A 22206-nucleotide genomic window follows, 5' to 3' on the forward strand; every position below is an offset into this window, starting at 1 on the left:
AATGCGTGACCGGCCGTGACCGGCATCGACAAGCAACCGGAGGTTGACCCGACGTGCACGACGAACTCTTCGCCCGGGCCCGGACCTGGCTCGCCGAGGACCCCGACCCGGACACCCGCGAGGAGCTGGGCAAGCTCATCGAGGCCGGTGACGTGACGGAACTGTCGGCCCGCTTCAGCGGCACCCTCCAGTTCGGCACCGCGGGCCTGCGCGGCGAACTCGGCGCCGGTCCCCAGCGCATGAACCGCGCGGTCGTCATCCGCGCGGCCGCCGGCCTCGCGGCGTACCTGAAGAAGAAGGGCGACACCGGCGGCCTCGTCGTCATCGGCTACGACGCCCGGCACAAGTCCGCCGACTTCGCCCGCGACACGGCCGCCGTCGTGACGGGAGCGGGGCTGCGCGCCGCCGTGCTCCCCCGGCCGCTGCCGACCCCGGTGCTCGCCTTCGCCATCAGGCACCTCGGTGCGGTCGCCGGCGTGGAGGTCACCGCCAGCCACAACCCGCCCCGGGACAACGGCTACAAGGTCTACCTCGGCGACGGCTCGCAGATCGTCCCGCCGGCCGACGCGGAGATCGCCGCCGAGATCGCCGCGATCGCCTCCCTGCACGACGTCCCACGCCCGGAGTCCGGCTGGCAGACCCTGGACGACTCCGTCCTGGACGCCTACCTCGCCCGCACGGACGCCGTCCTCGCCGACGGCTCCCCGCGCACCGCCCGCACCGTCTACACGGCGATGCACGGCGTGGGCAAGGACGTCCTGCTGGCCGCGTTCGCCCGTGCCGGGTTCCCGGAGCCCGTCCTCGTCGCCGAGCAGGCCGAGCCCGACCCGGACTTCCCGACGGTCGCCTTCCCCAACCCGGAAGAGCCCGGCGCCATGGACCTGGCCTTCGCGCGGGCCCGCGAGACGGACCCCGACCTGATCATCGCCAACGACCCCGACGCCGACCGCCTCGCCGTGGCCGTCAAGGACGGCGGCGAGTGGCGGATGCTGCGCGGCGACGAGGTGGGCGCGCTCCTCGCCGCCCACCTGGTGCGCAGCGGGGCGCGGGGCACCCTCGCCGAGTCCATCGTCTCCTCCTCCCTCCTCGGCCGGATCGCCGGGCGGGCCGGTCTGCCGTACGAGGAGACCCTCACCGGCTTCAAGTGGATCTCCCGCGTCGAGGGCCTGCGCTACGGCTACGAGGAGGCGCTCGGCTACTGCGTCGACCCCGACGGCGTGCGCGACAAGGACGGCATCACCGCCGCGCTGCTGATCACGGAGCTGGCCTCCGTCCTCAGGGAGCAGGGCCGCACGCTGCCCGACCTGCTCGACGACCTCGCCGTGGAGCACGGCCTGCACGCCACCGACCAGCTCTCGGTGCGCGTCGAGGACCTGTCGCTCATCGCCGACGCGATGCGGCGCCTGCGCGAGCGGCCCCCGGCCGAGCTCGCGGGCCTGACCGTCACGAAGGCCGAGGACCTCACGCGGGGCACGGACCGGCTGCCGCCGACGGACGGGCTGCGCTACACCCTCGACGGGGCCCGCGTCGTCGTCCGCCCGAGCGGCACCGAGCCGAAGCTGAAGTGCTACCTGGAGGTCGTCGTCCCGGTCTCCGCGCACGCCGACCTGCCCGCGGCCCGCGCCAGGGCGGCCGGCCTGCTGGCGGACATCCGGCGGGACCTGTCGGCGGCGGCCGGCATCTGACCCGTATCCGGATTCCGGCCCGTGTCCGGACTCCGGCCTGCATCCGGGCCCCGGCCCGTACCTGGCTCCGGTACGGGCCGGGGTCCGACCCATGCCGCACTGCGGGACTCCGGGCCGCACCCGACCGGGCGGACTTCGGCCCGCACCCGACGGGGTGCCCCCCTTGCGCCGTCCGGGGGGCACCCCGTCGGGTGGTTTTCCGCGGTCTGTTGACCCGGGCTCCACGCTCCGGACCGGCCGCCGGGCAACGGTGGAGCGGAAACGCACCGCCGAGCCAGCCTGGAGCCGCCGCCGTGTCCACGACCGCATTCCGGCCGACACCCCGAGCGACCGCATCCCCGGGCTCCCCGCCCCCACAGGCGCCGCCGCCGTCCCGGCTGCGCGCCGCGCTGCGCCGGGCGGCCCCGGCCCTGCTCGCCTACCTCGCCGTGCGGTTGACGGGCCTTGCCGTGCTGGCCCTGTGGGCCCACCGCCGGCACCACGGCGTCTGGCCGGTGCTGGCGCTGCACTGGGACGCCGACTGGTACCTCGGCGTCGCCGACCACGGCTACGCCCATGAGCTCGGCACCGCGTACAACGCCAACAACCTGGCCTTCTTCCCGCTGTACCCGTACCTGGTGAAGGCGGTCGCGGTGCTCACCCCCGGCAGCCGCGCCTCCACCGGCCTGGGCATCGCCGTCCTCGCGTCACTGGCCGCCGCCTGGGGCGTGTTCGCGGTCGGCGACCGGCTGTACGGCCACCGGACCGGCGTACTGCTCACCGTCCTGTGGGCAGCCCTCCCGGTCGGCCTGGTGCAGTGGATGGGCTACACCGAGTCCCTGTTCACGGCGTTCGCCGCGTGGGCGCTGTACGCGGTGCTCACCGGCCGTCCGCTCACCGCGGCCTGCCTGGCGAGCCTGGCGGGCCTGACCCGGCCGACCGGTGTCGCGGTGGCGGCCGCGGTCGCCGGGTGGGCGCTGCTCGCCGTGCGCCGCCGCCCGTTCGACGCCCGCCTGCTCGCGGCGGCCGCCCTGGCGCCGCTGGGCTGGTGCGGGTACGTCGGCTGGGTGGGCCTGCGGGTGGGCCGCTGGGACGGCTACTTCGCCGTGCAGCGGCTGTGGCGCAACGAGCTGGACGGCGGCCGGCAGACGGTGCGCCGGATCCGGGAGATGCTGGTCTCGGATCCGCGGCCGCACCTGTTCCTGGTGATGGTGACGGGCACACTGATCGCGTCGGTGGTGCTGTTCGCCCTGTCGGTGGGGGACCGCCAGCCGCTGCCCCTGCTGGTGTTCACGGGCGTGCTGCTGGTGATCGTGCTGGGCAGCGGCGGCGTCTACTTCCCGCGCGCCCGCTTCCTGCTGCCGGGCTTCCCGCTGCTGATGCCGCTCGCCCTGCACCTGACCCGCGCCTCCCGCAGGTACCGCACGCTGTTCCTGACGGCGGCCGTGCTGGGCTCCGCGTACTGGGGCGCCCACATGGCCCTGCTGTGGCCGGGCGCACCCTGAGCGGCCCCACGGGCAGCAGGTCCTACGGCACAGCGGGAACGGCGGCCTACGGCAGCAGCGGGAGCAGCGTCTACGGCAGCAGCAGGAGCGGCGGTCCTACGGCAGCAGCGGGAGCGCGGTCGTCCAGGCGAGCGCCCACAGCAGGGCAGGCGCCCACAGGCGGCGGGCGCGCTCCGGTCGCCGGCCGCGGCGAGCGGTCGGCGGGCGAGGCGAGCGGTCGGCGGGCGGGGCGAGCGGTCGGCGGGCGCGGCGAGCGGTCGGCGGGCGAGGCGAGCGGTCGGCGGGCGGGGCGAGCGGTCGGCGGGCGCGGCGAGCGGTCGGCGGGCGGGGTCGTCCCGCATCGCGGCGATCCCGTCAGCCCGTCGCGAGCAGCACCGCCAGCAGCACCGCGCCGGCCAGCGTCGGAGCCGCGATCTCGTACGCCCAGCGCACGGTCACCTCGCCCTGGGCCGTCTCCGCCTGTCCCCGGGTCTCCAGCAGCTCGCGCAGGTCGTCCATGACCTTGTCGGTCTCGGCGCGCACGGGCGCGTCCGGAACCGCCGCGCGCCGGGACCCGCCGAACGCCTGCCCGGCTCCGAACGCCCCGCCGCGGCCGGCGCGACCGCCGCGGCCCGCCTTCTCCCCGGCCCGCTCCGCCGACGCGCGGTCCTCCCGGCGGGCCGCCTTCTTGCGCGCCCGCAGGGAGACGGGGATGGCCCACAGCTGGTACTTGGCGCCGGACTCGGTGACCACCTCGTTGGAGTAGCCGGAACGCAGCGAGGCGACCTGCCCCCACGGCAGCACGACGACGCGCAAGGGGTTGCGGATGCGCAGCCGGTTCTCGTCGGCGTAGACGGCGGGGCGCAGGCTGAAGGCGACGACCGGCGGCACGATCAGGAGCAGCGAGGCCAGCGCCAGCCACGGGGTGCGCCCGTGTCCGGCGACGATCGCGTCGATGCCGAGCCAGACGACGATGGCGAGCAGCAGGACACCGCCCGCGATGCCCGCGGGCGACCGGTAGACGCGGTCCCTGGGCTGGGCTGCCGGGGACCGCGGTGCGGGTGACTGGGGCTCGGGGGTCGTCATGGTGCCGATTGTGCCGCACGCCCGTGCGGACCGACCGGCCACCCGGCCACCGCCCACTGCCACCGGCCACCCGGCCCCCCGGCCACCGCCCGCTACCGCCGGGCTCCCGTCCACGCCGCCCGGCCGCCACCCACGCCCGCCGGGCCCGCCACCGGCACCCGCCCTCCGCTGCCGCCGGGCCGCCGTCCGCTACCACCGGCCCACCACCCGCTGCGGCGGTGCCACCACCCGGACCCGCCGGACCACAGTCCGCGCCACCGGCCCATCACCCGAATCCGCCCGTCCACTGCCACCGGCCCACAACCCGCACCCGCCGGGCCCTCCACCCACACCCGCCCGCCCCCGCCCGGCCGCAGCCCGCGCCACTGGCCCGCCCACACACACCGACACCCGCACCCGCCCGGCGCCAGCCTCCCCCCAGTCGCCGGTTATCCCGGGGTGTACAGCCGCTACGCGCGTAGATATGCTCGTCTGGTGACCATGCCCATCAACGCACCCTCCGCAACCGCCGAACGCGTGGGAGGCACCCCCGGCACCCCCGGCGCCCACGCCCACGCCCTCGCGGACGTCACCGCGTCCGACGGCGCGCTGCGCCGCTTCCTGCACGGGCTGCCCGGCGTCGACGCGGTCGGCCTCGAGGCGCGCGCCGCCTCGCTCGGCACCCGTTCCATCAAGACGACCGCGAAGGCCTACGCCATCGACCTCGCCATCTCGATGGTCGACCTGACGACCCTGGAAGGCGCGGACACCCCGGGCAAGGTCCGGGCGCTCGGCGCCAAGGCGGTCCACCCCGACCCGACGGACCCCGCCACGCCCGCGACGGCGGCGGTGTGCGTCTACCCCGACATGGTGGCCGTCGCCAAGGAGGCCGTCGCCGGCTCCTCGGTGAAGGTCGCGTCGGTCGCCACCGCCTTCCCGGCGGGCCGCGCCGCGCTGTCCGTGAAGCTGGCGGACGTGCGCGAGGGCGTGGCCGCGGGCGCCGACGAGATCGACATGGTCATCGACCGGGGGGCGTTCCTCGCGGGCCGCTACCTGAAGGTGTACGACGAGATCGTCGCCGTGAAGGAGGCCTGCGGCGCGCACGCCCGCCTGAAGGTCATCTTCGAGACCGGCGAGCTGTCGACGTACGACAACATCCGCCGCGCCTCCTGGCTCGGCATGCTGGCGGGCGCGGACTTCATCAAGACGTCCACCGGCAAGGTGGCGGTGAACGCCACGCCCGCGAACACGCTCCTGATGCTGGAGGCGGTCCGCGACTTCCGCGCGCAGACCGGCGTCCAGGTCGGGGTGAAGCCGGCCGGCGGCATCCGTACCAGCAAGGACGCGATCAAGTTCCTGGTGCTGGTCAACGAGACCGTCGGCGGGGACTGGCTGGACAACCACTGGTTCCGCTTCGGCGCCTCCTCGCTGCTGAACGACTTGCTGATGCAGCGTCAGAAGCTGGCCACCGGACGCTACTCCGGCCCCGACTACGTGACGGTGGACTGAGACACCATGGACATGGAATTGCAGACGTCGGCATTCACCTACGCACCGGCTCCCGAGTCACGGGCGATCGTGGACATCGCGCCCTCCTACGGCCTCTTCATCGACGGCGAGTTCGTCGAGGCGGCCGACGGCAGGGTCTTCAAGACCGTCTCCCCCAGCACGGAGGAGGTGCTGTCGGAGGTCGCGCAGGCCGGTGAGGCGGACGTCGACCGCGCGGTGAAGGCCGCCCGCAGGGCGTTCGAGAAGTGGTCGGCGCTGCCCGGCTCCGAGCGCGCCAAGTACCTGTTCCGCATCGCCCGGATCATCCAGGAGCGCAGCCGCGAGCTGGCGGTGCTGGAGACGCTGGACAACGGCAAGCCGATCCGGGAGACCCGCGACGCCGACCTGCCCCTGGTCGCGGCGCACTTCTTCTACCACGCGGGCTGGGCCGACAAGCTGGAGCACGCCGGTTTCGGCCCGTCCCCGCGGCCGCTGGGCGTGGCCGGCCAGGTCATCCCCTGGAACTTCCCGCTGCTGATGCTGGCGTGGAAGGTCGCCCCGGCGCTGGCGACCGGCAACACGGTCGTCCTGAAGCCGGCCGAGACCACGCCGCTGAGCGCCCTGTTCTTCGCGGACGTCTGCCGCCAGGCGGGCCTGCCGAAGGGCGTCGTCAACATCCTTCCCGGATACGGCGACACGGGCGCCGCGCTGGTCGCCCACCCGGACGTGGACAAGGTCGCCTTCACCGGCTCCACGCCCGTCGGCAAGGAGATCGCGCGGGCCGTCGCCGGCACCCGCAAGAAGCTCACCCTGGAACTGGGCGGCAAGGGCGCCAACATCGTCTTCGACGACGCCCCGGTCGACCAGGCCGTCGAGGGCATCGTCACCGGCATCTTCTTCAACCAGGGCCAGGTGTGCTGCGCGGGCTCGCGGCTGCTGGTCCAGGAGTCGATCCGGGACGAGCTGCTGGACTCCCTCAAGCGCCGCCTGTCGACGCTGCGTCTGGGCGACCCGCTCGACAAGAACACGGACATCGGCGCGATCAACTCGGCCGAGCAGCTCGCGCGGATCACCTCGCTCGTCGAGCGGGGCGAGGCGGAGGGCGCCGAGCGCTGGTCGCCCGCCTGCGAACTGCCGTCGTCCGGTTACTGGTTCGCCCCGACGCTGTTCACCGACGTCACCCAGGCGCACACCGTCGCCCGCGAGGAGATCTTCGGCCCGGTGCTCTCGGTGCTGACCTTCCGCACGCCCGACGAGGCCGTCGCCAAGGCCAACAACACCCAGTACGGCCTGTCGGCGGGCATCTGGTCGGAGAAGGGCTCCCGGGTGCTCGCGGTGGCGCGGAAGCTGCGCGCGGGCGTGATCTGGTCCAACACGTTCAACAAGTTCGACCCGGCCGCGCCGTTCGGCGGTTACAAGGAGTCGGGCTTCGGCCGCGAGGGCGGCCGCCACGGCCTGGAGGCGTACCTCGATGTCTGACAAGTCCGAGACGGCCGGGCGGCTGTCCGTCTTCAAGACCTACAAGCTGTACGTGGGTGGCAAGTTCCCGCGTTCCGAGAGCGGCCGGGTGTACGAGGTGACCGACGCAAAGGGCAACTGGCTGGCCAACGCGCCGCAGTCCTCCCGCAAGGACGCCCGGGACGCGGTGGTCGCCGCGCGCAAGGCGTTCGGCGGCTGGTCCGGCGCGACGGCGTACAACCGCGGCCAGGTGCTCTACCGGATCGCGGAGATGCTGGAGGGCCGCCGGGACCAGTTCGTGCGTGAGGTCGCCGACGCCGAGGGGCTGTCGAAGTCCAAGGCGGCCGCCCAGGTGGACGCGGCGGTCGACCGCTGGGTCTGGTACGCCGGGTGGACCGACAAGATCGCGCAGGTGACCGGCGCGGCCAACCCGGTCGCGGGCCCGTTCTTCAACCTCTCCTCCCCCGAGCCGACCGGCGTGGTCGCCGTCCTCGCGCCGCAGGAGTCGTCGTTCCTGGGCCTGGTGTCGGTGGTCGCCCCGGTGATCGCGACCGGCAACACGGCGGTCGTGATCGCCTCCGAGCGGGCGCCGCTCCCGGCGCTCTCCCTGGGTGAGGTGCTGGCCACCTCCGACCTGCCCGGCGGTGTCGTCAACGTCCTCTCCGGCCGCACGGCCGAGATCGCGGCGCCGCTCGCGGCCCACATGGACGTCAACGCGATCGACCTCGCGGGCGCGGACGACGCCCTCGCGAAGGAGCTTGAGGTCGCGGCGGCGGACAACCTCAAGCGCGTCCTGCGTCCACAGCCTGTGGACGACTGGACGGCGACTCCGGGCACCGAGCGCATGACGGCGTTCCTGGAGACCAAGACGGTCTGGCACCCGACGGGTTCCCTGGGCGCGTCGGGCTCGTCGTACTGAGCCGCCCGCGAACGAGCCGCGCCGCCCGGCCGCCCGAGGGCGGGCCCAGGGCGGCGCGACTCCCCGCCCCGCACGTGGCACCTCAGGCATCAATTGACCACAAGATGCACCATTTGGAATGATCTGCAACATGGTCGAGATTGCTGTCAGCGCAGCCCGCTCCCAGCTCGGCGACCTGGTCCGTCGCGCCGCCCACGGTCGCGAGACCATCGCTCTCACCGACCACGGGCACGTGGCAGCCCTGCTCGTGTCACCCCAGGTGATAGAGGATCTGGAAGACGCCCTTGTCTTCGCCGACTACCAGCGGCGCAAGGCGGAGGGGACGCTCGAGCCGGGCGTCCCGCACGAGGAAGTCGGCCGGATGCTGGGGCTGCGATAAGTGGCCTACGAGATCATCCGGGAACCGCGCGCCACAAGCGCGGCCGTGAGGTTCCTCAAGGACGATCCAGCCGGATTGTCCGCCGTGTACGAGGCCGTGGACGACCTGGCCGATCAGCCGCGGCCCCCCGGTTCCATTCCTAACGGATCCCCCGACCTGCGCCGCCTGCACGTCGGAAACTACCGGGTTCTGTACGTCATCGAAGAGGACGTCATCCACATGGTCACGCATCGCGGCCGCACGCCCTGACCGGAACACGGGGCCGCACCCCACCCCGAAGGGCGCGGCTGCCGCGTACGTGACCGCGGGTCAGCCGCCCAGCAGGGTGGTCGCCCGGCCCAGGACCGGGATCGAGCCGATGGATTCCGCCTCGGCGACCGGGCGGGTCAGCGCCTGGGAGGACAGCGGGCGGAAGTCGTCGAGCTGGGTGGCGACGCCGTTGTCGAGCGGGTCGACGCCGGTGCCGGCGAGGGGGTTGGGCTTCAGACCGGCGACCGGACCGGTGACGTGGCCGACCGTGCCGGTCAGCGCCTGGGTCCCGGCCTGCGGGTCGATGGCACCCAGCGAGGCGGGCCGCGTGTGCGGCACGTCCACCGCCGGCCGGTCGTCCGCGGACGCCGTCGCCGCGCCCGCGCCGAGTGCCACCCCCGTCGTCGCGAGGGCGAACAGGGCGCGCCGGACGGTCGGGCGGGAGGGGGACGCGTGTCGTGCCATGTCTGGGGGCCACCTTCTGAAGCTCTGCGCGGTCGGACAGACACGCAGGGTAGTTGAGGTGTGACGCGCACTCCAAAGACGACCCGCGGGGTCGGCAAGGCGTACGGAATACGTCAAACTGGTGTCCCGTGAGCATCCAACTCCCCTCTTCCGCCCGTGTCGTGCTGCTCTGCGGTCCTTCGGGTTCGGGCAAGTCCCTCGTCGCAGCCCGCTCCGGTCTGCCCGTGCTGCGCCTGGACGACTTCTACAAGGAGGGCGACGACCCGACGCTGCCGCTGGTGGCGGGGAGCTCCGACATCGACTGGGACCACCCGGACTCCTGGGACGCCGACACGGCCGTCGCCGCGATCGCCGAACTGTGCGGCACGGGCCGCACGAACGTCCCCGTCTACGACATCGCCCTCAGCGCCCGCACCGGCGAGGACACCGTCGGCATCGGGCGGACCCCGCTGTTCATAGCGGAGGGCATCTTCGCGGCCGAGATCATCGCCCGCTGCCGGGAGGCGGGACTGCTGGCCGACGCGCTGTGCCTGAGCCGCGGCCCGGTGCGCACGTTCCGTCGGCGCTTCCTGCGGGACCTGAAGGAGGGCCGCAAGTCGGTGCCGTTCCTGCTGCGCCGCGGCTGGCGGCTGATGCGGCGGGAGCGCTCGATCGTCGCCCGCCAGACCGCGTTGGGCGCACACCCCTGCGACAAGGACGAGGCCCTGGGCCGCCTCGCCGCGGCCGCCGTCGCGGACCGCCGGCCGGCGACGCCCGCTCCCGACGCGCAGGTCCGCTGAGCGCACAGCGCACAGCGCACACGAGAGCGGGGCTGGACGGACCCCCCGGCCCTCCAGCCCCGCTTCCCCCCGTTGTCCCCCGCGTCCCCCGTGGGGTGTCCCCGTTGTGCTCCCCCGTGCCCCCCTTGACCCCCGTGTCCCCCGTGGGTCAAGGGGTGTTGCTCCCCCGTGAAACGCATCCCCCGTGGCCCGTGTCCCCCGTGGCACGAGCCGGTGCGTCCCGTCCCCCCGATTCCCCCGATTCCCCGTTGTCCCCCGTTTCCCCGTTCCCCCCTGCCCTCAGGCGACGAGTTCGCCGAAGGCGTCCTCCTCGTCACGGCCGAGGCTGAGGACCTCGTCCTCGCGCAGCCGGCGCAGTGAACGCCAGATGCTGGACTTGACCGTGCCGACACTGATGTCGAGGATCTCCGCGATCTCCGGGTCGGTGCGGCCCTCGTAGTAGCGCAGGACCAGCATCGTCCGCTGGAGTTCGGGCAGCCGGGCCAGCGCCTGCCACAGGACCGCGCGCAGCTCGGTGCCGCGCATCGCGTCCGTGTCGCCGGGCGTCTCCGGCAGTTCCTCGGTCGGGTACTCGTTCAGCTTGCGGCGGCGCCACGCGCTGATGTGCAGGTTCGTCATCGTGCGGCGGAGGTATCCGCCGACCGCCGCCTTGTCGCTGATCCGGTCCCACGCCCGGTACGTCGAGAACAGCGCGCTCTGCAGCAGGTCCTCGGCCTCGAAGCGGTCGCCGGTCAGGTGGTAGGCGGTTGCGTACAGGGAGGCGCGGCGCTCCTGGACGTAGGCGGTGAACTCCGCCTCCGACAGGGAACGACGCTCCCCCGGGTCCTCCCCGTACGCGGCTCCCCCGTGCTTCTCCCCCGTGTGTGCGTCACACACCTTCATGTAAGCGGTGTGCTGACGCCCGGCGCCGCCGCGAGCGCACCCCCGCCCGCTCACGGCGGCACCGGACTTCTCGGAACCCCGGGTCACGTCGTGCAGGCGCGTGACCACTGCGCTGGTGCTGGTGCTGTGCAGCGTGTTCATCTCGCGCCCCCCGTCGTGGACTTCCGGTGTTTCGTCTTGCTCAGGCGGTGGTTCCTGCCTGTGCCCAAAAGCTTGCCGCCGCACCTTCATCGCCGTGTCCGCCGACTGTCACAGACCTGTCACAGGGCCCGGCATCGGCGGGGACACAGGACGGTCACAGAGAAAAGCGGTAATGGGACGTATCCGTACAGGTGTCGAAACACCGCCCGTGCATGGGCCAGAATGAGCCTCGTGCCTTCCCTGTTGCTGATCGAGGACGACGACGCCATCCGGACGGCCCTGGAGCTCTCACTGACGCGCCAGGGACACCGGGTCGCCACTGCTGCCACCGGTGAGGACGGCCTGAAACTGCTGCGCGAGCAGCGGCCGGACCTGATCGTGCTGGACGTGATGCTGCCCGGCATCGACGGCTTCGAGGTGTGCCGGCGCATCCGGCGCACCGACCAGTTGCCGATCATCCTGCTGACCGCGCGCAGCGACGACATCGACGTGGTGGTCGGGCTGGAGTCCGGCGCCGACGACTACGTCGTCAAGCCCGTGCAGGGGCGGGTGCTCGACGCCCGGATCCGGGCCGTGCTGCGGCGCGGCGAGCGGGAGGCGAACGACGCGGCGAGCTTCGGCAGCCTCGTCATCGACCGCGCGGCGATGACGGTGACGAAGAACGGCGAGGACCTGCAGCTCACCCCGACCGAACTCCGGCTGCTGCTGGAACTGAGCCGGCGGCCCGGACAGGCGCTGTCGCGGCAGCAGCTGCTGCGGCTGGTGTGGGAGCACGACTACCTCGGCGACTCGCGGCTCGTGGACGCCTGCGTCCAGCGGCTGCGCGCCAAGGTGGAGGACGTCCCGTCGTCGCCGACGCTGATCCGTACCGTCCGCGGTGTCGGCTACCGGCTGGACGCGCCTCAGTGACGAGACCGCACGGGGGGTTCCGCGGCTGGTCCGCGGCGCGCAAGGGAGTCTGGTCGCGGCTGCGCTTCACCAGCCTGCGGCTGCGGCTGGTGGTCGTGTTCGGGCTGGTGGCGCTGACCGCCGCCGTGTCGGCGTCCGGGATCGCGTACTGGCTCAACCGGGAGGCCGTCCTCACCCGCGCCCAGGACGCGGTGCTGCGCGACTTCCAGCAGGAGATGCAGAACCGCGCGGGCGCGCTTCCCGCGCAGCCCTCGCAGGACCAGCTGCAGCGCACCGCCGGCCAGATGGCGGGCAGCAGCCAGCGCTTCAGCGTGCTGCTGGTGGCGCAGGACACCGACGGCACGACCGTCTACGGCACCTCGGGCGCCCTGAACGGCTTCTCGCTGCGGGACGTGCCCGAGTCGCTGCGCGCGGCGGTGGACAAACGGCACACGGCCGGCTCCGGCGACAAGTACGCCTACCACCTGTACTGGCAGCGCGTCGTCGAGCACGGCACGCCGTACCTGGTGGCCGGTGCGAAGGTGATCGGCGGCGGTACGACCGGTTACATGCTCAAGTCGCTGGAGCCGGAGGCGAAGGACCTCAACTCGCTGGCCTGGTCGCTCGGCATCGCCACCGGGCTCGCCCTGATCGGCTCCGCGCTGCTCGCTCAGGCCGCCGCGACGACCGTACTGAAGCCGGTGCACCGGCTCGGCGTGGCCGCCCGGCGCCTCGGTGAGGGCAGGCTGGACACCCGGCTGCGCGTGTCCGGCACCGACGAACTCGCCGACCTGTCGCGGACCTTCAACAACGCGGCCGAGGCGCTGGAGAAACGGGTCGCCGACATGGCCGCGCGCGACGACGCGTCCCGTCGCTTCGTCGCGGACATGAGCCACGAGCTGCGCACGCCGCTCACCGCCATCACCGCCGTGACGGAGGTGCTGGAGGAGGAACTGGAGTCGGAGGGGGGCGGCATCGACCCGATGGTCGAGCCCGCCGTGCGCCTGGTGGTCAGCGAGACCCGGCGGCTGAACGACCTGGTCGAGAACCTCATGGAGGTCACCCGGTTCGACGCGGGCACCGCCCGGCTGGTCCTGGACGACGTCGACCTCGCCGACCAGATCACCGCCTGCATAGACGCGCGGGCCTGGCTGGACGCCGTGGACCTGGACGCGGCGCGCGGCCTGCACGCACGGCTCGACCCGCGCCGCCTCGACGTGATCCTCGCCAACCTCATCGGCAACGCCCTCAAGCACGGCGGCTCCCCGGTGCGGGTGTCCGTCCGCGAGGCGGCCGACGAGATCGTCATCGAGGTGCGGGACCACGGCCCCGGCATCCCCGAGGACGTCCTGCCGCACGTCTTCGACCGCTTCTACAAGGCGAGCGCCTCCCGGCCGCGGTCCGAGGGCAGCGGCCTGGGCCTGTCCATCGCCCTGGAGAACGCCCACATCCACGGCGGCGAGATCACCGCCGCCAACTCTCCCGACGGCGGCGCGGTGTTCACGCTGCGGCTGCCGCGGGACGCCTCCTCGCTGACGCAGGAGACCACCGAGGGCGCGGGCACGAAGGGGGGAGCCTGATGACCGTACGGCGCCTGCTGGCGCTTCCCGTCCTCGCCGTGCTGCTGTCCGGCTGCGGCATACGGGCCACCGAGGTGCCGACGGACTTCGGGGCGGCGCCCTCCCGGGTGCAGTGCTCGTCGGCCGGGCCGGACGTCTCCGCGCAGCCGTCGGGCGGGCTGGACGTCCGGGTGTTCCTGCTGTGCAGCTCGTCGCTGGTCGCCGTCGACAGGTCGGTGCGCGTCCCGGACGGCACGGCGGACTCCCGGCGGCGGGTGCTGGTGGCGCAGGGGCTGCTCGACGAGCTCGCCGCGACGCCGTCGTCCGCCGAGCAGGCGGCCGGGTACGTCACGGACGTGCGCGGCGGCATGACCGCGGGCGGGCCGCGGGCCGGCGACCCGGAGGACACGCTGCGCCTGAGCATCGCGCCCGGCGACCTGACCTCGGCCGCGCTCGCCCAGGTCGTGTGCACGTTCTCCGACTCGGCGGCCGCCGAGAGCGACGGCTCGGTGGTCCTCGGCGGTCCGGGCTCCGCCCCGCCGCGCCGCTACGAGTGCACCGACGAGGTCCGCTCCCGCCCGGGCAGCGAACAGCCACCCTCCAGCGCGGCGCGGTGACGGACGGCTGACCGCCGGTCCGTCCGAAGGGCCCGGTACGACCGGCCCGCCCGGGCACGCCAGGTCCACCCGGCCCGCCCGGTCCGCCCGGTCCGCCCGGTCCGCCCGGAGGGCCAGCAGCTGACCCGTCGGCTGCATCAGCTCACACGGGCGGACCGACCGCCGACCCGCCGCAACGGGCGGAACCGACAGGCGCCCCGCCCAGCCGGCCGACGGCTGTCCCAGCCCGCACGGGCGGACCACCGACCGCTGACCCGCTGCACGGCGGACGGACGGACGGCCTGCCACGCGGCAGACGGACCGCCGACCCACCGCACGGCGGACGCGCGGACGGTCCGCTCGTCGCGGACGGAGGACTCGGTCGGCCCGGCGGACGGCGGGTGATGTGCGCGGTGACGGGGGCGTCGTCCGGGTGTGGCGCACGCCTCGTACAGGTACCTGGGGGTAACGCGGAACCGATCCTGCCGGGGGCCGCGTCTTGGGGGGCGTGCAGCGTCAAGGCTCCATCGGCGGCAGCGCCGCGATCCGCATGCGTGTGACAGGGGGTGTCCTCCTCGTCGCACACCTCGCGTTCGTCGCCTGGCTCACGCTGCGTCCGCTGGACGTCCCGTGGGTGATGCCCGCGAACCTCCGTCCGTTCGCCGGCATCCGTGCCGACCTGGCGCTCGGCGGGATGGAGGCCGCCCGGCGCATCGGCGCGGGCCTCGGTCTGCTCGCCCCGCTCGGCGTCCTGCTCCCGGCGGCCCACGGCAGACTGGACGCCTCCCCGCTCGGCTCCCTGCTGCGCACGGTCGCCGCCGGCGCCCTGGTCTCCCTCGGCATCACGCTGCTGCAGACCGGCGTGCCCGGCCGCGTTCCGGACGTGGACTCGCTGCTGCTGAACACCCTGGGCGTGGCGGTGGCGCACCTGGCGGTCGTCCCCGCGGGACGGGCCCGGCTGCGCCGCAGGTCCGACCGCCGGGACCGCACGACCGTCAGGCAGGAGGAGCCGGCTCAGGGTCGGACCCCGACGATCCCCAGGGTCGGAATGGCTCCTTAGAGTGATGCTTTGTCCGGTTGGGGACCGTAGCGTTGAGGGCAGATGAGCAGTGAACCGGCCCACACCGACCCAGACAAAAGGGGAGCGCCTACGATGACCGCCCTTGCCCGCCCCACGAACGACCGGATGATCGGCGGAGTGTGTGCTGCCCTGGCGCGGCGCTTCGGCACTTCCTCCACGACGATGCGGGTGATCTTTCTGCTGTCCTGCCTGCTGCCGGGGCCGCAGTTCCTGCTCTACATAGCGCTGTGGATCCTGCTGCCCTCGGAGGACAAGGCCCGCAGCGCCTGGTGAGCCGAAGCCGCGCGCGAACGCCGGTGGGGCGCACTCCGTGGATCAGGGGTGCGCCCCACCGGAGCGTTCGGCGGCGGGCGGTCAGCCGACCGGCAGACCGTTGACGGGCAGGCCATTGACCGGCAGGCCGTTGACGGGGAGGCCGTTGACCGGCAGCCCCTGCAGCGGCAGGCCGCCGAGGAGCCCGGAGGCCTGCGCGGCGGGACCCTGGGCGAGCACGTTGCCGACGGCCGGCCGGGCGGCGGCCAGCCCGTCGCGGGCCGCGGGCTGCGCCTGGGCCAGCGCCTGGCCGGCCGTCGGCACCGCCTTGCCCACGTTCTCCACGGGGAGCGTCTTGGTGACGCCGCCCAGGGCCTGGCCGGAGTCCGGGAGGGCCGGGGCGGCGTTCGCGGCACCCGCACCGGCGGCGGCGAAGGCGGCACCGAGGGCGGCGACGCCGAGGGTCTTGGCGGCAGACTGCTTCATGGTGAATGCGTCCTTGAATGGGATGACGGGGATGCGAGCGGTCCACGACCGTAAACACGGCCGGCCGCCCGCCGCAAACACCGAAATGCGGACGGGCTGTGAATACCCGTCCGCATTCCGTGCCGCCGAGGTCCCCCTGTTCAGTCCTGCTGCACGACAGAACCGCTGGTGGAGGCGGTTTCCCGGAACAGCCATTCGGATTTCAGCGCCGCGTATCCCGGCTTGATGACGTCATTGATCATCGCCAGTCGTTCATCGAAAGGAATGAATGCTGATTTCATCGCATTGACGGTGAACCACTGCATGTCGTCGAGCGTGTAGCCGAACGCCTCGACGAGGTGCTCGAATTCACGGCTCATGCTGGTTCCGGACATCAGCCGGTTGTCGGTGTTCACCGTGGCCCGGAAGTGCAGCCGCCGCAGCAGCCCGATCGGGTGCTCGGCGTAGGAGGACGCCGCCCCGGTCTGCAAGTTGGAACTGGGGCACAGTTCGAGCGGGATGCGCTTGTCGCGCACGTAGGAGGCGAGCCGGCCGAGCCCGACCGAGCCGTCGGCACGGACCTCGATGTCGTCGATGATGCGCACGCCGTGCCCGAGCCGGTCCGCGCCGCACCACTGCAGGGCCTGCCAGATGGACGGCAGCCCGAACGCCTCGCCGGCATGGATGGTGAAGTGGTTGTTCTCGCGCTTGAGGTACTCGAAGGCGTCGAGGTGCCGGGTGGGCGGGTAGCCGGCCTCGGCGCCCGCGATGTCGAAGCCGACGACGCCCAGGTCGCGGTAGCGGTTGGCCAGTTCGGCGATCTCCAGGGCGCGGGCGGCGTGCCGCATCGCGGTGAGCAGGGCGCCGACGCGGATGCGGTGGCCGTTCTCGCGGGCGAGCCGTTCCCCCTGCCGGAAGCCCTCGTTGACGGCCTCGACGACCTCTTCGAGGCTGAGCCCGCCCTCGAGGTGCTGCTCGGGGGCGTAGCGCACCTCGGCGTAGACGACGCCGTCCTCGGCGAGGTCCTCGGCACACTCGCGGGCCACCCGCACCAGCGCGTCCCGCGTCTGCATCACCCCGACGGTGTGCGAGAAGGTCTCCAGGTACCGCTCCAGCGAACCGGAGTCGGCGGCCTCGCGGAACCAGACGCCGAGCTTGTCGGGGTCGGTCTCGGGGAGCTGGGTGTACCCGTGCTCGCGGGCGAGGTCCGCGACGGTGCCGGGGCGGAGGCCGCCGTCGAGGTGGTCGTGCAGCAGAACCTTGGGCGCCCGGCGGATCTGGTCGGAGCTCGGGGTGTTCCCACTCTGGACAGTCTGGCTCGTCATTGACGCACTCTAACTCCTACGCGCGTAGATCACAGGGTGTACATCTGCGCCGATACGTAACGGTGACCGCACCGAAGGGTGGCGTACACCAGGCCTTCTGACACTGTTCTGTCATGGCACACCAAGCGACGCCGGTGCGGCGGGCCCGGCTGGGGAGAGCGCTCGGCCCGGAGCCGACGGCCGTGAGCGGGGCGGTACTGCTGCTCCCCAGCGGCGATGAGGCATCCGAGCGCAGGCCGTCTCCCATGTGGGCGACGGCCTCCATGCGGGCGCTCGGCCGCAGGCTGGCGCGGGCCGGCCGGGACGAGGGCCTGGCCACACATGTCGTGCACTACCGCTACCGCGGCTGGAACGGCAGCGAGGCTCATCTGGCCCAGGACGCGTCCTGGGCCGCCGACGAGATCGTCCGGCGCTACGGCGACGTCCCCGTCTGCCTCGTCGGCGTCGGCATGGGCGGCCGGGCCGCGCTGCGGGCGGCCGGGCACGAGGCCGTCAACTCGGTCCTGGCGATCGCACCCTGGCTGCCGGAGGAGGACGTGGCGGCGTCGCCGGAGCCGGTGAAGCAGCTCGCGGGGCGGCGCGTGCTGATCGTGCACGGCACGAACGACGAGCGGACCGATCCGGAGCTGTCGTTCCGGCTGGCGGCCCGCGCGAAGAAGGCGAACCGGGACGTGTGCCGGTTCGAAGTGCACTCCGACGGCCACGGGTTGCACCAGTACCGCAGTGAAGTGCACGCGCTGGCCGAGGACTTCGTGATGGGGGCGCTGTTCGGGCGGGCGTTCTCCCGGCCGGTGGTGGACGCGTTCGCGGCTCCGCCGCCGCTGGGACTACGGATGCCGCTGGCCGCGGGCTTCGGCAAGTCACTGCGCCGGTAGGACACGGCCCCGGGCCGTCCCGGGCGGTGGTCCGAGGGGCGTCGGCCCGGCCCGGTCTCCCGGTCGCAGTAGGTGGCCGGCCTTCGTTCAGGCATCCCTCCACGCGCACGGCGGCTTCGGCGCGGTGCCGGGGCCGGGTCAGGGCCGCCCGGGCTGCTGGGCGGGCCTCGGCCGGCGGAGGAGGGGCAGCAGCATGACCGCCACCGCCGCCGAGGCGAGGCCGAGGCTGCCGACGGCGGCGGCGAGGCCTCCGGTCCTGGACTCCAGGAAGGTGAGGACGAGCGGGCCGAGGAACTGCCCGAGGAAGAACGACGCGGTCCACAGGCCGGTGCCGCGGCCCCGGTTGCGGTACTCCAGCCCGGACATCGCCCAGGTCAGCAGCGAGGGCAGCAGGAGACCGGTGCCCAGGCAGTTGAGGAAGGTGCCCAGGATCAGCACCGCGAAGTCGTGGGCCAGGCCGATGGCCACGAACCCGGCCCCGCACAGCAGGAAGATCACCGGCAGTCTGCGCTCCGGCCGGCCGACCATCGAGGCGAAGATGACGCTTCCGGTGACGGAGGCGGCGCTGGCGATCGCGGTGACGAGGCCGATGATGCCGCTGGACTGCACGCCGAGGCCGTTCACCAGGTAGGCCGTCTCCGCGGGGACGGTGTAGAAGACGAGGCCGCCGAACACCGACAGCACGCTGATGCCCAGCAGCCGGCCCGTCGAGGACGGCCGCCGCCCGGCGGCGGGCTCCTCGTCCGCCGCTGCGCCCGGTCTGCGCGCGGGCAGGAACACGGCCATCGCGGGGGCCAGGAGCAGCCCGACCGCGTAGAGCTGGAACGGGGAACGCCAGCCCGAGGCGCCCATCGTGCCGCCGAGGACGAAGAAGGCGGTGGCGGAGACGGTCGCGCACACCGCCTGCAGGGCCAGGTACCGGTCGCGGACCCGGCCCGTCCAGTAGTCGCCGATCAGTGTGGTGCAGCAGGTGATGACGACGGCCTCGGCGACGCCGAGGAGGGCACGGCTGATCACGATGGCGCGCAGCGAGTCCAGCCACAGCGGCGCGGTGCCGAACACCGCGTACAGGACGGTCGCGACGACCAGCAGCGGTTTGCGGCCCAGCCGGTCGATCACCACACCCGCGAGCGGGGCCAGCAGGGCGACCGCGAGCGCGGGGACCGTCAGGATCAGCGGGACCAGCGTGCCCGCGCCGGGCACCGTGCCGAACCTGTCCTGGAGGTCCGGCAGTCCCGGGGCGAGCAGCACCGCGGCGAGGACCGGCAGACTGCTGCCGGCCATCAGCAGCGCCACCCGCAGGCCGCCCCTGGTCTCGGGCACGGGCTCGGTTCCCCGGCCGGCGACATCGCCGGCGGGTGCGGGTGGGTAGGTGAATCCGGGCACGTGAGGCCTCCACGCGGGCGGGACGGGTGCACGGCGGGCTGCCGCCGTGGCCGTGCCATATCGCGGAGTACCGGTGCACCGAGGAAAACGCCCGCAAGGAAGGCAGGGCGTCAGGACGTGCACACTCTGGGTCAGATCGGTCCCCGGTGCCTACCCCTTGCACCATTGGACTCACCGATCACGCGTATCCAGCCCGTGGATGGTCGGTCACCGCGCGCGGCGCCGGCTCAGGCCGGCAGCAGGCTGCCCCTCCTCGACAGCAGGAACTTCTTGAAGGCCGCCACGGGAGGTGTGTCGGGGTGTCCGTCCAGCCAGGCCACCCCGATCTCCCGCGCCGCTCTCGGCGCGGTCACCGTCAGCTCGACGACTCCCGGACGGGCGACGGCGGGCGGGGGCAGCAGGGCGACGCCCAGTCCCGCCGCCACCAGCCCGCGCAGGGTCTCCGCCTCCTCCCCCTCGAAGGCGATACGGGGCTTGAAGCCCGCCTCCTGGCAGAGGTCGTCGGTGATGCGGCGCAGGCCGTAGCCGGTCTCCAGGGTGACGAAGGCCTCCTCGGACGCCTCGGCTAGGCGGACGCGCCGGCGGGCGGCCAGGCGGTGGTCGGCGGGCACGACCAGGCGCAGCTTCTGCTCGTCCAGGCGTCGGCCGACCAGGTCGGGGGCGTCCGGCACCGGCGAGGTCAGGCACAGGTCGAGTTCGCCGGCGCGCAGCTTCTCCAGCATCGCCTCGCCGTAGTTCTGGACCAGGCTGAAGCGGACGCGGGGATGGTCGGCGCGGAACGCCTGGATCAGGCCCGGGACCGTCTCCGCGCCCATCGTGTGCAGGAACCCGAAGGCGACCTTGCCGGTGGCGGGGTCGGCGTCGGCGCGGACCTCCTCGGCGGCGCGCTCGATCTCGGCGAGGGCGCGTTCGACGGAGCCGAGGAAGGTGCGGCCGGCCGGGGTCAGCGCAACGGTGCGGCCGCGGCGGGCGAACAACTCGACGCCCAGGTCCTGTTCGAGGCGGACCATCGCGCGCGACAGGGTGGACTGGGGGACCTGCATCTCCTGGGCGGCGCGCGTGACGTGCTCGGTGCGGGCCACGCCGGCGAAGTGGACGAGGCGCGGGGCGAGCAGCGCGACGATGTCTTCTGTGTCACCGGACGGTGACAGGCGCCTCGATGAGCTGTGCTGATGCGGCATGGGAACGATTATGCCGATTCCATGCATTGGACGGATGAGCAGAGGTCTCCGTACGTTCGAGGCATGTCTCCCGCCAGTACCGGGGCGTCCACCACCGTGGGCGCCGTCCCGTCCGCCGCCGTTTCCGACTCCCGTCTGACCCCCGGCGCGCCCGGCTACCGCCGGATGAGCCTCGCGCTGTTCCTCGCCGGCGTGGCGACCTTCGCGCTGCTGTACTCCACGCAGGCCCTGCTGCCGCTGATCTCCGACGACCTCGGGGTGGCGGCGAGCGAGGCGAGCTGGACGGTGGCGGCGGCGACCGGCGGCCTCGCGCTGTTCGTGCTGCCGATGAGCGCCCTGTCGGAGCGGTTCGGACGGCGTACGGTCATGACGGCGTCGCTGGCGGTCGCGGTGACCGTCGGACTGCTGGTCCCCTTCGCGCCCTCGCTGCCGGCCCTGGTCGGGCTGCGGGCGCTGCAGGGCGCGGCACTGGCGGGTCTGCCCGCGTCCGCGACCGCGTACCTCGCGGAGGAGGTCCGCCCGCGGGCCCTGGTGACGGCGATCGGCCTGTTCGTGGCGGGCAACAGCGTCGGCGGCATGAGCGGCCGGGTCATCACCGGCTGGGTCGCTCAGGTGTGGGGCTGGCGGGTCGCGGTGGGCGTGATCGGCGTGATCGCGGTCGGCTGCGCGGTGGCCTTCCGGCTGCTGCTGCCGGCGCCCCGGCACTTCACGGCGGGCTCGCTGCGACCGCGGGTGCTGGCCGGCACGGTCCGCGACCACCTGGCGAACCCGCTGCTGCGCCGGCTGTACGCCATCGGCGCCCTGTTCATGACGGTGTTCGGCGGCGTGTACACGGTGATCGGCTACCGCCTGACGGCAGAGCCGTTCGGGCTGCCGCAGGGCATCATCGGCTCGATCTTCCTGGTGTACCTGGTCGGCACCGTATCCGCGTCCACGGCCGGCCGGCTGGTGGGCCGCCTGGGCCGCCGTGGCGCCCTGTACCTGGCGGGCGGCACGACGGCGGCGGGCCTGGTGCTGTCCCTGGCGCAGTCGGTTCCGCTGGTGCTGCTGGGGCTGGTGCTGATCACCGCCGGCTTCTTCGCGGGCCACGCGGTCGCCTCCTCGGCGGTCAGCAGGACGGCCACGACCGGGCGCGCCCAGGCGTCGGCCCTGTACCAGTCGGCGTACTACGTAGGCTCCAGTGCCGGCAGCACGGTCGGCGCGGTCGCCTTCCACGCGGCGGGCTGGGCCGGGACCGTCGGGGTCGGGCTGCTGGCGGTGGCGGGCGTCGCGACGATCACGCTGCTCGGCACGCGCGCGGCCCGGCTGGCCGCGCAGCCCGCACACGCCTGAGCCTCCGGCTGAGCGCCGCGCTTGGCCGTCCGGCCGCCGCGCGGTGCCGTCCGCCATCGGCCGTCGGCCGTCGGCCGCACCGTCGTGGCTGGGCGCGCAGTTCCCCGCCCCCCTTCAGGGCGATGCCGCACCGCCCGCTGCGCCGCCGGGCCCCACCCCAGGCCATCGGCCGCCGGACGGCCGCCGCACCGTCGTCGCTGGGCGCGCAGTTCCCCGCCCCCCTTCAGGGCGATGCCGCACCGCCCGCTGCGCCGCCGGGCCCCACCCCAGGCCATCGGCCGCCAGTCGTCCGC

General features: G+C 73.6%; 22 protein-coding genes. 15 read left to right on the forward strand and 7 right to left on the reverse strand.

Annotation, left to right across the window (positions count from 1 at the left end):
- Positions 1-53: 53 nt before the first annotated feature.
- Both ACH4ZX_RS35300 and ACH4ZX_RS35305 read left to right on the forward strand, forming a co-directional pair.
- Positions 54-1685 carry a phospho-sugar mutase gene (locus tag ACH4ZX_RS35300; protein ID WP_398282081.1) on the forward strand — a complete coding sequence of 544 codons (1632 nt, stop codon included), beginning with the start codon at positions 54-56 and terminating at the stop codon, positions 1683-1685.
- Positions 1686-1978: 293 nt separating this feature from the next.
- Positions 1979-3169 carry a hypothetical protein gene (locus ACH4ZX_RS35305; protein ID WP_398282084.1) on the forward strand — a complete coding sequence of 397 codons (1191 nt, stop codon included), beginning with the start codon at positions 1979-1981 and terminating at the stop codon, positions 3167-3169.
- Between the two features lie 354 nt (positions 3170-3523).
- On the opposite strand, the gene ACH4ZX_RS35310 is transcribed toward ACH4ZX_RS35305, so the two are convergent.
- Positions 3524-4234 (reverse strand): PH domain-containing protein, encoded by a 711-nt coding sequence (locus ACH4ZX_RS35310; protein WP_398282087.1) that lies wholly within the window; start codon positions 4232-4234, stop codon positions 3524-3526.
- Between the two features lie 480 nt (positions 4235-4714).
- Here ACH4ZX_RS35310 and deoC point away from each other — a divergent pair, with 480 nt between their 5' ends.
- From deoC to ACH4ZX_RS35335, 5 genes are all read left to right on the forward strand, one after another.
- On the forward strand, positions 4715-5722 hold the full coding sequence (deoC, locus tag ACH4ZX_RS35315) for a deoxyribose-phosphate aldolase (RefSeq protein WP_398282175.1): 1008 nt from the start codon (positions 4715-4717) through the stop codon (positions 5720-5722).
- Positions 5723-5734: 12 nt separating this feature from the next.
- Positions 5735-7180 carry an aldehyde dehydrogenase family protein gene (locus tag ACH4ZX_RS35320; RefSeq protein ID WP_398282089.1) on the forward strand — a complete coding sequence of 482 codons (1446 nt, stop codon included), beginning with the start codon at positions 5735-5737 and terminating at the stop codon, positions 7178-7180.
- Positions 7173-8078 carry an aldehyde dehydrogenase family protein gene (locus ACH4ZX_RS35325; protein ID WP_398282092.1) on the forward strand — a complete coding sequence of 302 codons (906 nt, stop codon included), beginning with the start codon at positions 7173-7175 and terminating at the stop codon, positions 8076-8078. Before ACH4ZX_RS35320 ends, ACH4ZX_RS35325 begins: the two co-directional genes overlap by 8 nt.
- Before the next feature lie 130 nt (positions 8079-8208).
- Positions 8209-8457, forward strand: a complete 249-nt coding sequence (locus ACH4ZX_RS35330; protein ID WP_398282095.1) for a type II toxin-antitoxin system Phd/YefM family antitoxin — start codon at positions 8209-8211, stop codon at positions 8455-8457.
- Positions 8458-8706, forward strand: coding sequence for a type II toxin-antitoxin system RelE/ParE family toxin (locus tag ACH4ZX_RS35335; RefSeq protein ID WP_398282098.1), 249 nt, complete (start codon positions 8458-8460; stop codon positions 8704-8706).
- 60 nt (positions 8707-8766) lie between these two features.
- Here ACH4ZX_RS35335 and ACH4ZX_RS35340 read toward each other — a convergent pair whose 3' ends face one another.
- Positions 8767-9171, reverse strand: a complete 405-nt coding sequence (locus tag ACH4ZX_RS35340) for a hypothetical protein (RefSeq protein ID WP_398282101.1) — start codon at positions 9169-9171, stop codon at positions 8767-8769.
- Positions 9172-9299: 128 nt separating this feature from the next.
- On the opposite strand from ACH4ZX_RS35340, the gene ACH4ZX_RS35345 reads away from it, so the two are divergent.
- On the forward strand, positions 9300-9950 hold the full coding sequence (locus tag ACH4ZX_RS35345) for a uridine kinase (protein ID WP_398282103.1): 651 nt from the start codon (positions 9300-9302) through the stop codon (positions 9948-9950).
- Between the two features lie 279 nt (positions 9951-10229).
- On the opposite strand, the gene ACH4ZX_RS35350 is transcribed toward ACH4ZX_RS35345, so the two are convergent.
- Complete coding sequence (locus ACH4ZX_RS35350) at positions 10230-10973, reverse strand: SigE family RNA polymerase sigma factor (protein ID WP_398282106.1); 744 nt, start codon at positions 10971-10973, stop codon at positions 10230-10232.
- Between the two features lie 231 nt (positions 10974-11204).
- Between ACH4ZX_RS35350 and afsQ1 the strand changes: the two genes are divergently transcribed.
- The 5 genes from afsQ1 (at position 11205) to ACH4ZX_RS35375 (ending at position 15370) form a co-directional block, all read left to right on the forward strand.
- Positions 11205-11882: a two-component system response regulator AfsQ1 gene (gene afsQ1 / locus ACH4ZX_RS35355; RefSeq protein WP_398282109.1), complete on the forward strand. Its 678-nt coding sequence runs from the start codon at positions 11205-11207 to the stop codon at positions 11880-11882.
- Positions 11879-13441 (forward strand): ATP-binding protein, encoded by a 1563-nt coding sequence (locus ACH4ZX_RS35360; RefSeq protein WP_398282112.1) that lies wholly within the window; start codon positions 11879-11881, stop codon positions 13439-13441. The genes afsQ1 and ACH4ZX_RS35360 overlap by 4 nt, the downstream gene beginning before the upstream one ends.
- Positions 13441-14037 (forward strand): hypothetical protein, encoded by a 597-nt coding sequence (locus ACH4ZX_RS35365; RefSeq protein WP_398282114.1) that lies wholly within the window; start codon positions 13441-13443, stop codon positions 14035-14037. The genes ACH4ZX_RS35360 and ACH4ZX_RS35365 overlap by 1 nt, the downstream gene beginning before the upstream one ends.
- A gap of 487 nt (positions 14038-14524) precedes the next feature.
- Positions 14525-15076, forward strand: a complete 552-nt coding sequence (locus ACH4ZX_RS35370) for a VanZ family protein (RefSeq protein ID WP_398282117.1) — start codon at positions 14525-14527, stop codon at positions 15074-15076.
- A gap of 93 nt (positions 15077-15169) precedes the next feature.
- Entirely contained in the window at positions 15170-15370 is a 201-nt protein-coding gene (locus ACH4ZX_RS35375; protein WP_324788965.1) for a PspC domain-containing protein, read from the forward strand.
- Positions 15371-15451: 81 nt separating this feature from the next.
- Here ACH4ZX_RS35375 and ACH4ZX_RS35380 read toward each other — a convergent pair whose 3' ends face one another.
- Positions 15452-15835 carry an ATP-binding protein gene (locus ACH4ZX_RS35380; protein WP_398282120.1) on the reverse strand — a complete coding sequence of 128 codons (384 nt, stop codon included), beginning with the start codon at positions 15833-15835 and terminating at the stop codon, positions 15452-15454.
- Between the two features lie 140 nt (positions 15836-15975).
- Complete coding sequence (locus tag ACH4ZX_RS35385; RefSeq protein ID WP_398282123.1) at positions 15976-17139, reverse strand: adenosine deaminase; 1164 nt, start codon at positions 17137-17139, stop codon at positions 15976-15978.
- 113 nt (positions 17140-17252) lie between these two features.
- On the opposite strand from ACH4ZX_RS35385, the gene ACH4ZX_RS35390 reads away from it, so the two are divergent.
- Positions 17253-18014, forward strand: coding sequence for a prolyl oligopeptidase family serine peptidase (locus ACH4ZX_RS35390; RefSeq protein WP_398282126.1), 762 nt, complete (start codon positions 17253-17255; stop codon positions 18012-18014).
- Positions 18015-18152: 138 nt separating this feature from the next.
- Here ACH4ZX_RS35390 and ACH4ZX_RS35395 read toward each other — a convergent pair whose 3' ends face one another.
- Positions 18153-19337, reverse strand: a complete 1185-nt coding sequence (locus tag ACH4ZX_RS35395; protein WP_398282129.1) for an MFS transporter — start codon at positions 19335-19337, stop codon at positions 18153-18155.
- Positions 19338-19627: 290 nt separating this feature from the next.
- Entirely contained in the window at positions 19628-20581 is a 954-nt protein-coding gene (locus tag ACH4ZX_RS35400) for a LysR substrate-binding domain-containing protein (RefSeq protein WP_398282132.1), read from the reverse strand.
- Positions 20582-20644: 63 nt separating this feature from the next.
- Here ACH4ZX_RS35400 and ACH4ZX_RS35405 point away from each other — a divergent pair, with 63 nt between their 5' ends.
- On the forward strand, positions 20645-21913 hold the full coding sequence (locus ACH4ZX_RS35405; RefSeq protein WP_398282135.1) for an MFS transporter: 1269 nt from the start codon (positions 20645-20647) through the stop codon (positions 21911-21913).
- Positions 21914-22206: the final 293 nt, after the last annotated feature.

The sequence above is a fragment of the Streptomyces sp. NPDC020490 genome, assembly GCF_044335305.1.
GTDB lineage: Bacteria > Actinomycetota > Actinomycetes > Streptomycetales > Streptomycetaceae > Streptomyces.

Coding starts and splice junctions, on each gene's coding strand:
- ACH4ZX_RS35310 (WP_398282087.1), bottom strand. CDS start 4,234: ATGACGACCCCCGAGCCCCAGTCACCCGCACCGCGGTCCCCGGCAGCC.
- ACH4ZX_RS35365 (WP_398282114.1), top strand. CDS start 13,441: ATGACCGTACGGCGCCTGCTGGCGCTTCCCGTCCTCGCCGTGCTGCTG.
- ACH4ZX_RS35340 (WP_398282101.1), bottom strand. CDS start 9,171: ATGGCACGACACGCGTCCCCCTCCCGCCCGACCGTCCGGCGCGCCCTG.
- ACH4ZX_RS35380 (WP_398282120.1), bottom strand. CDS start 15,835: ATGAAGCAGTCTGCCGCCAAGACCCTCGGCGTCGCCGCCCTCGGTGCC.
- ACH4ZX_RS35330 (WP_398282095.1), top strand. CDS start 8,209: ATGGTCGAGATTGCTGTCAGCGCAGCCCGCTCCCAGCTCGGCGACCTG.
- ACH4ZX_RS35390 (WP_398282126.1), top strand. CDS start 17,253: ATGGCACACCAAGCGACGCCGGTGCGGCGGGCCCGGCTGGGGAGAGCG.
- ACH4ZX_RS35400 (WP_398282132.1), bottom strand. CDS start 20,581: ATGCCGCATCAGCACAGCTCATCGAGGCGCCTGTCACCGTCCGGTGAC.
- ACH4ZX_RS35375 (WP_324788965.1), top strand. CDS start 15,170: ATGACCGCCCTTGCCCGCCCCACGAACGACCGGATGATCGGCGGAGTG.
- ACH4ZX_RS35385 (WP_398282123.1), bottom strand. CDS start 17,139: ATGACGAGCCAGACTGTCCAGAGTGGGAACACCCCGAGCTCCGACCAG.
- ACH4ZX_RS35320 (WP_398282089.1), top strand. CDS start 5,735: ATGGAATTGCAGACGTCGGCATTCACCTACGCACCGGCTCCCGAGTCA.
- ACH4ZX_RS35350 (WP_398282106.1), bottom strand. CDS start 10,973: ATGAACACGCTGCACAGCACCAGCACCAGCGCAGTGGTCACGCGCCTG.
- ACH4ZX_RS35325 (WP_398282092.1), top strand. CDS start 7,173: ATGTCTGACAAGTCCGAGACGGCCGGGCGGCTGTCCGTCTTCAAGACC.
- ACH4ZX_RS35405 (WP_398282135.1), top strand. CDS start 20,645: ATGTCTCCCGCCAGTACCGGGGCGTCCACCACCGTGGGCGCCGTCCCG.
- deoC (WP_398282175.1), top strand. CDS start 4,715: ATGCCCATCAACGCACCCTCCGCAACCGCCGAACGCGTGGGAGGCACC.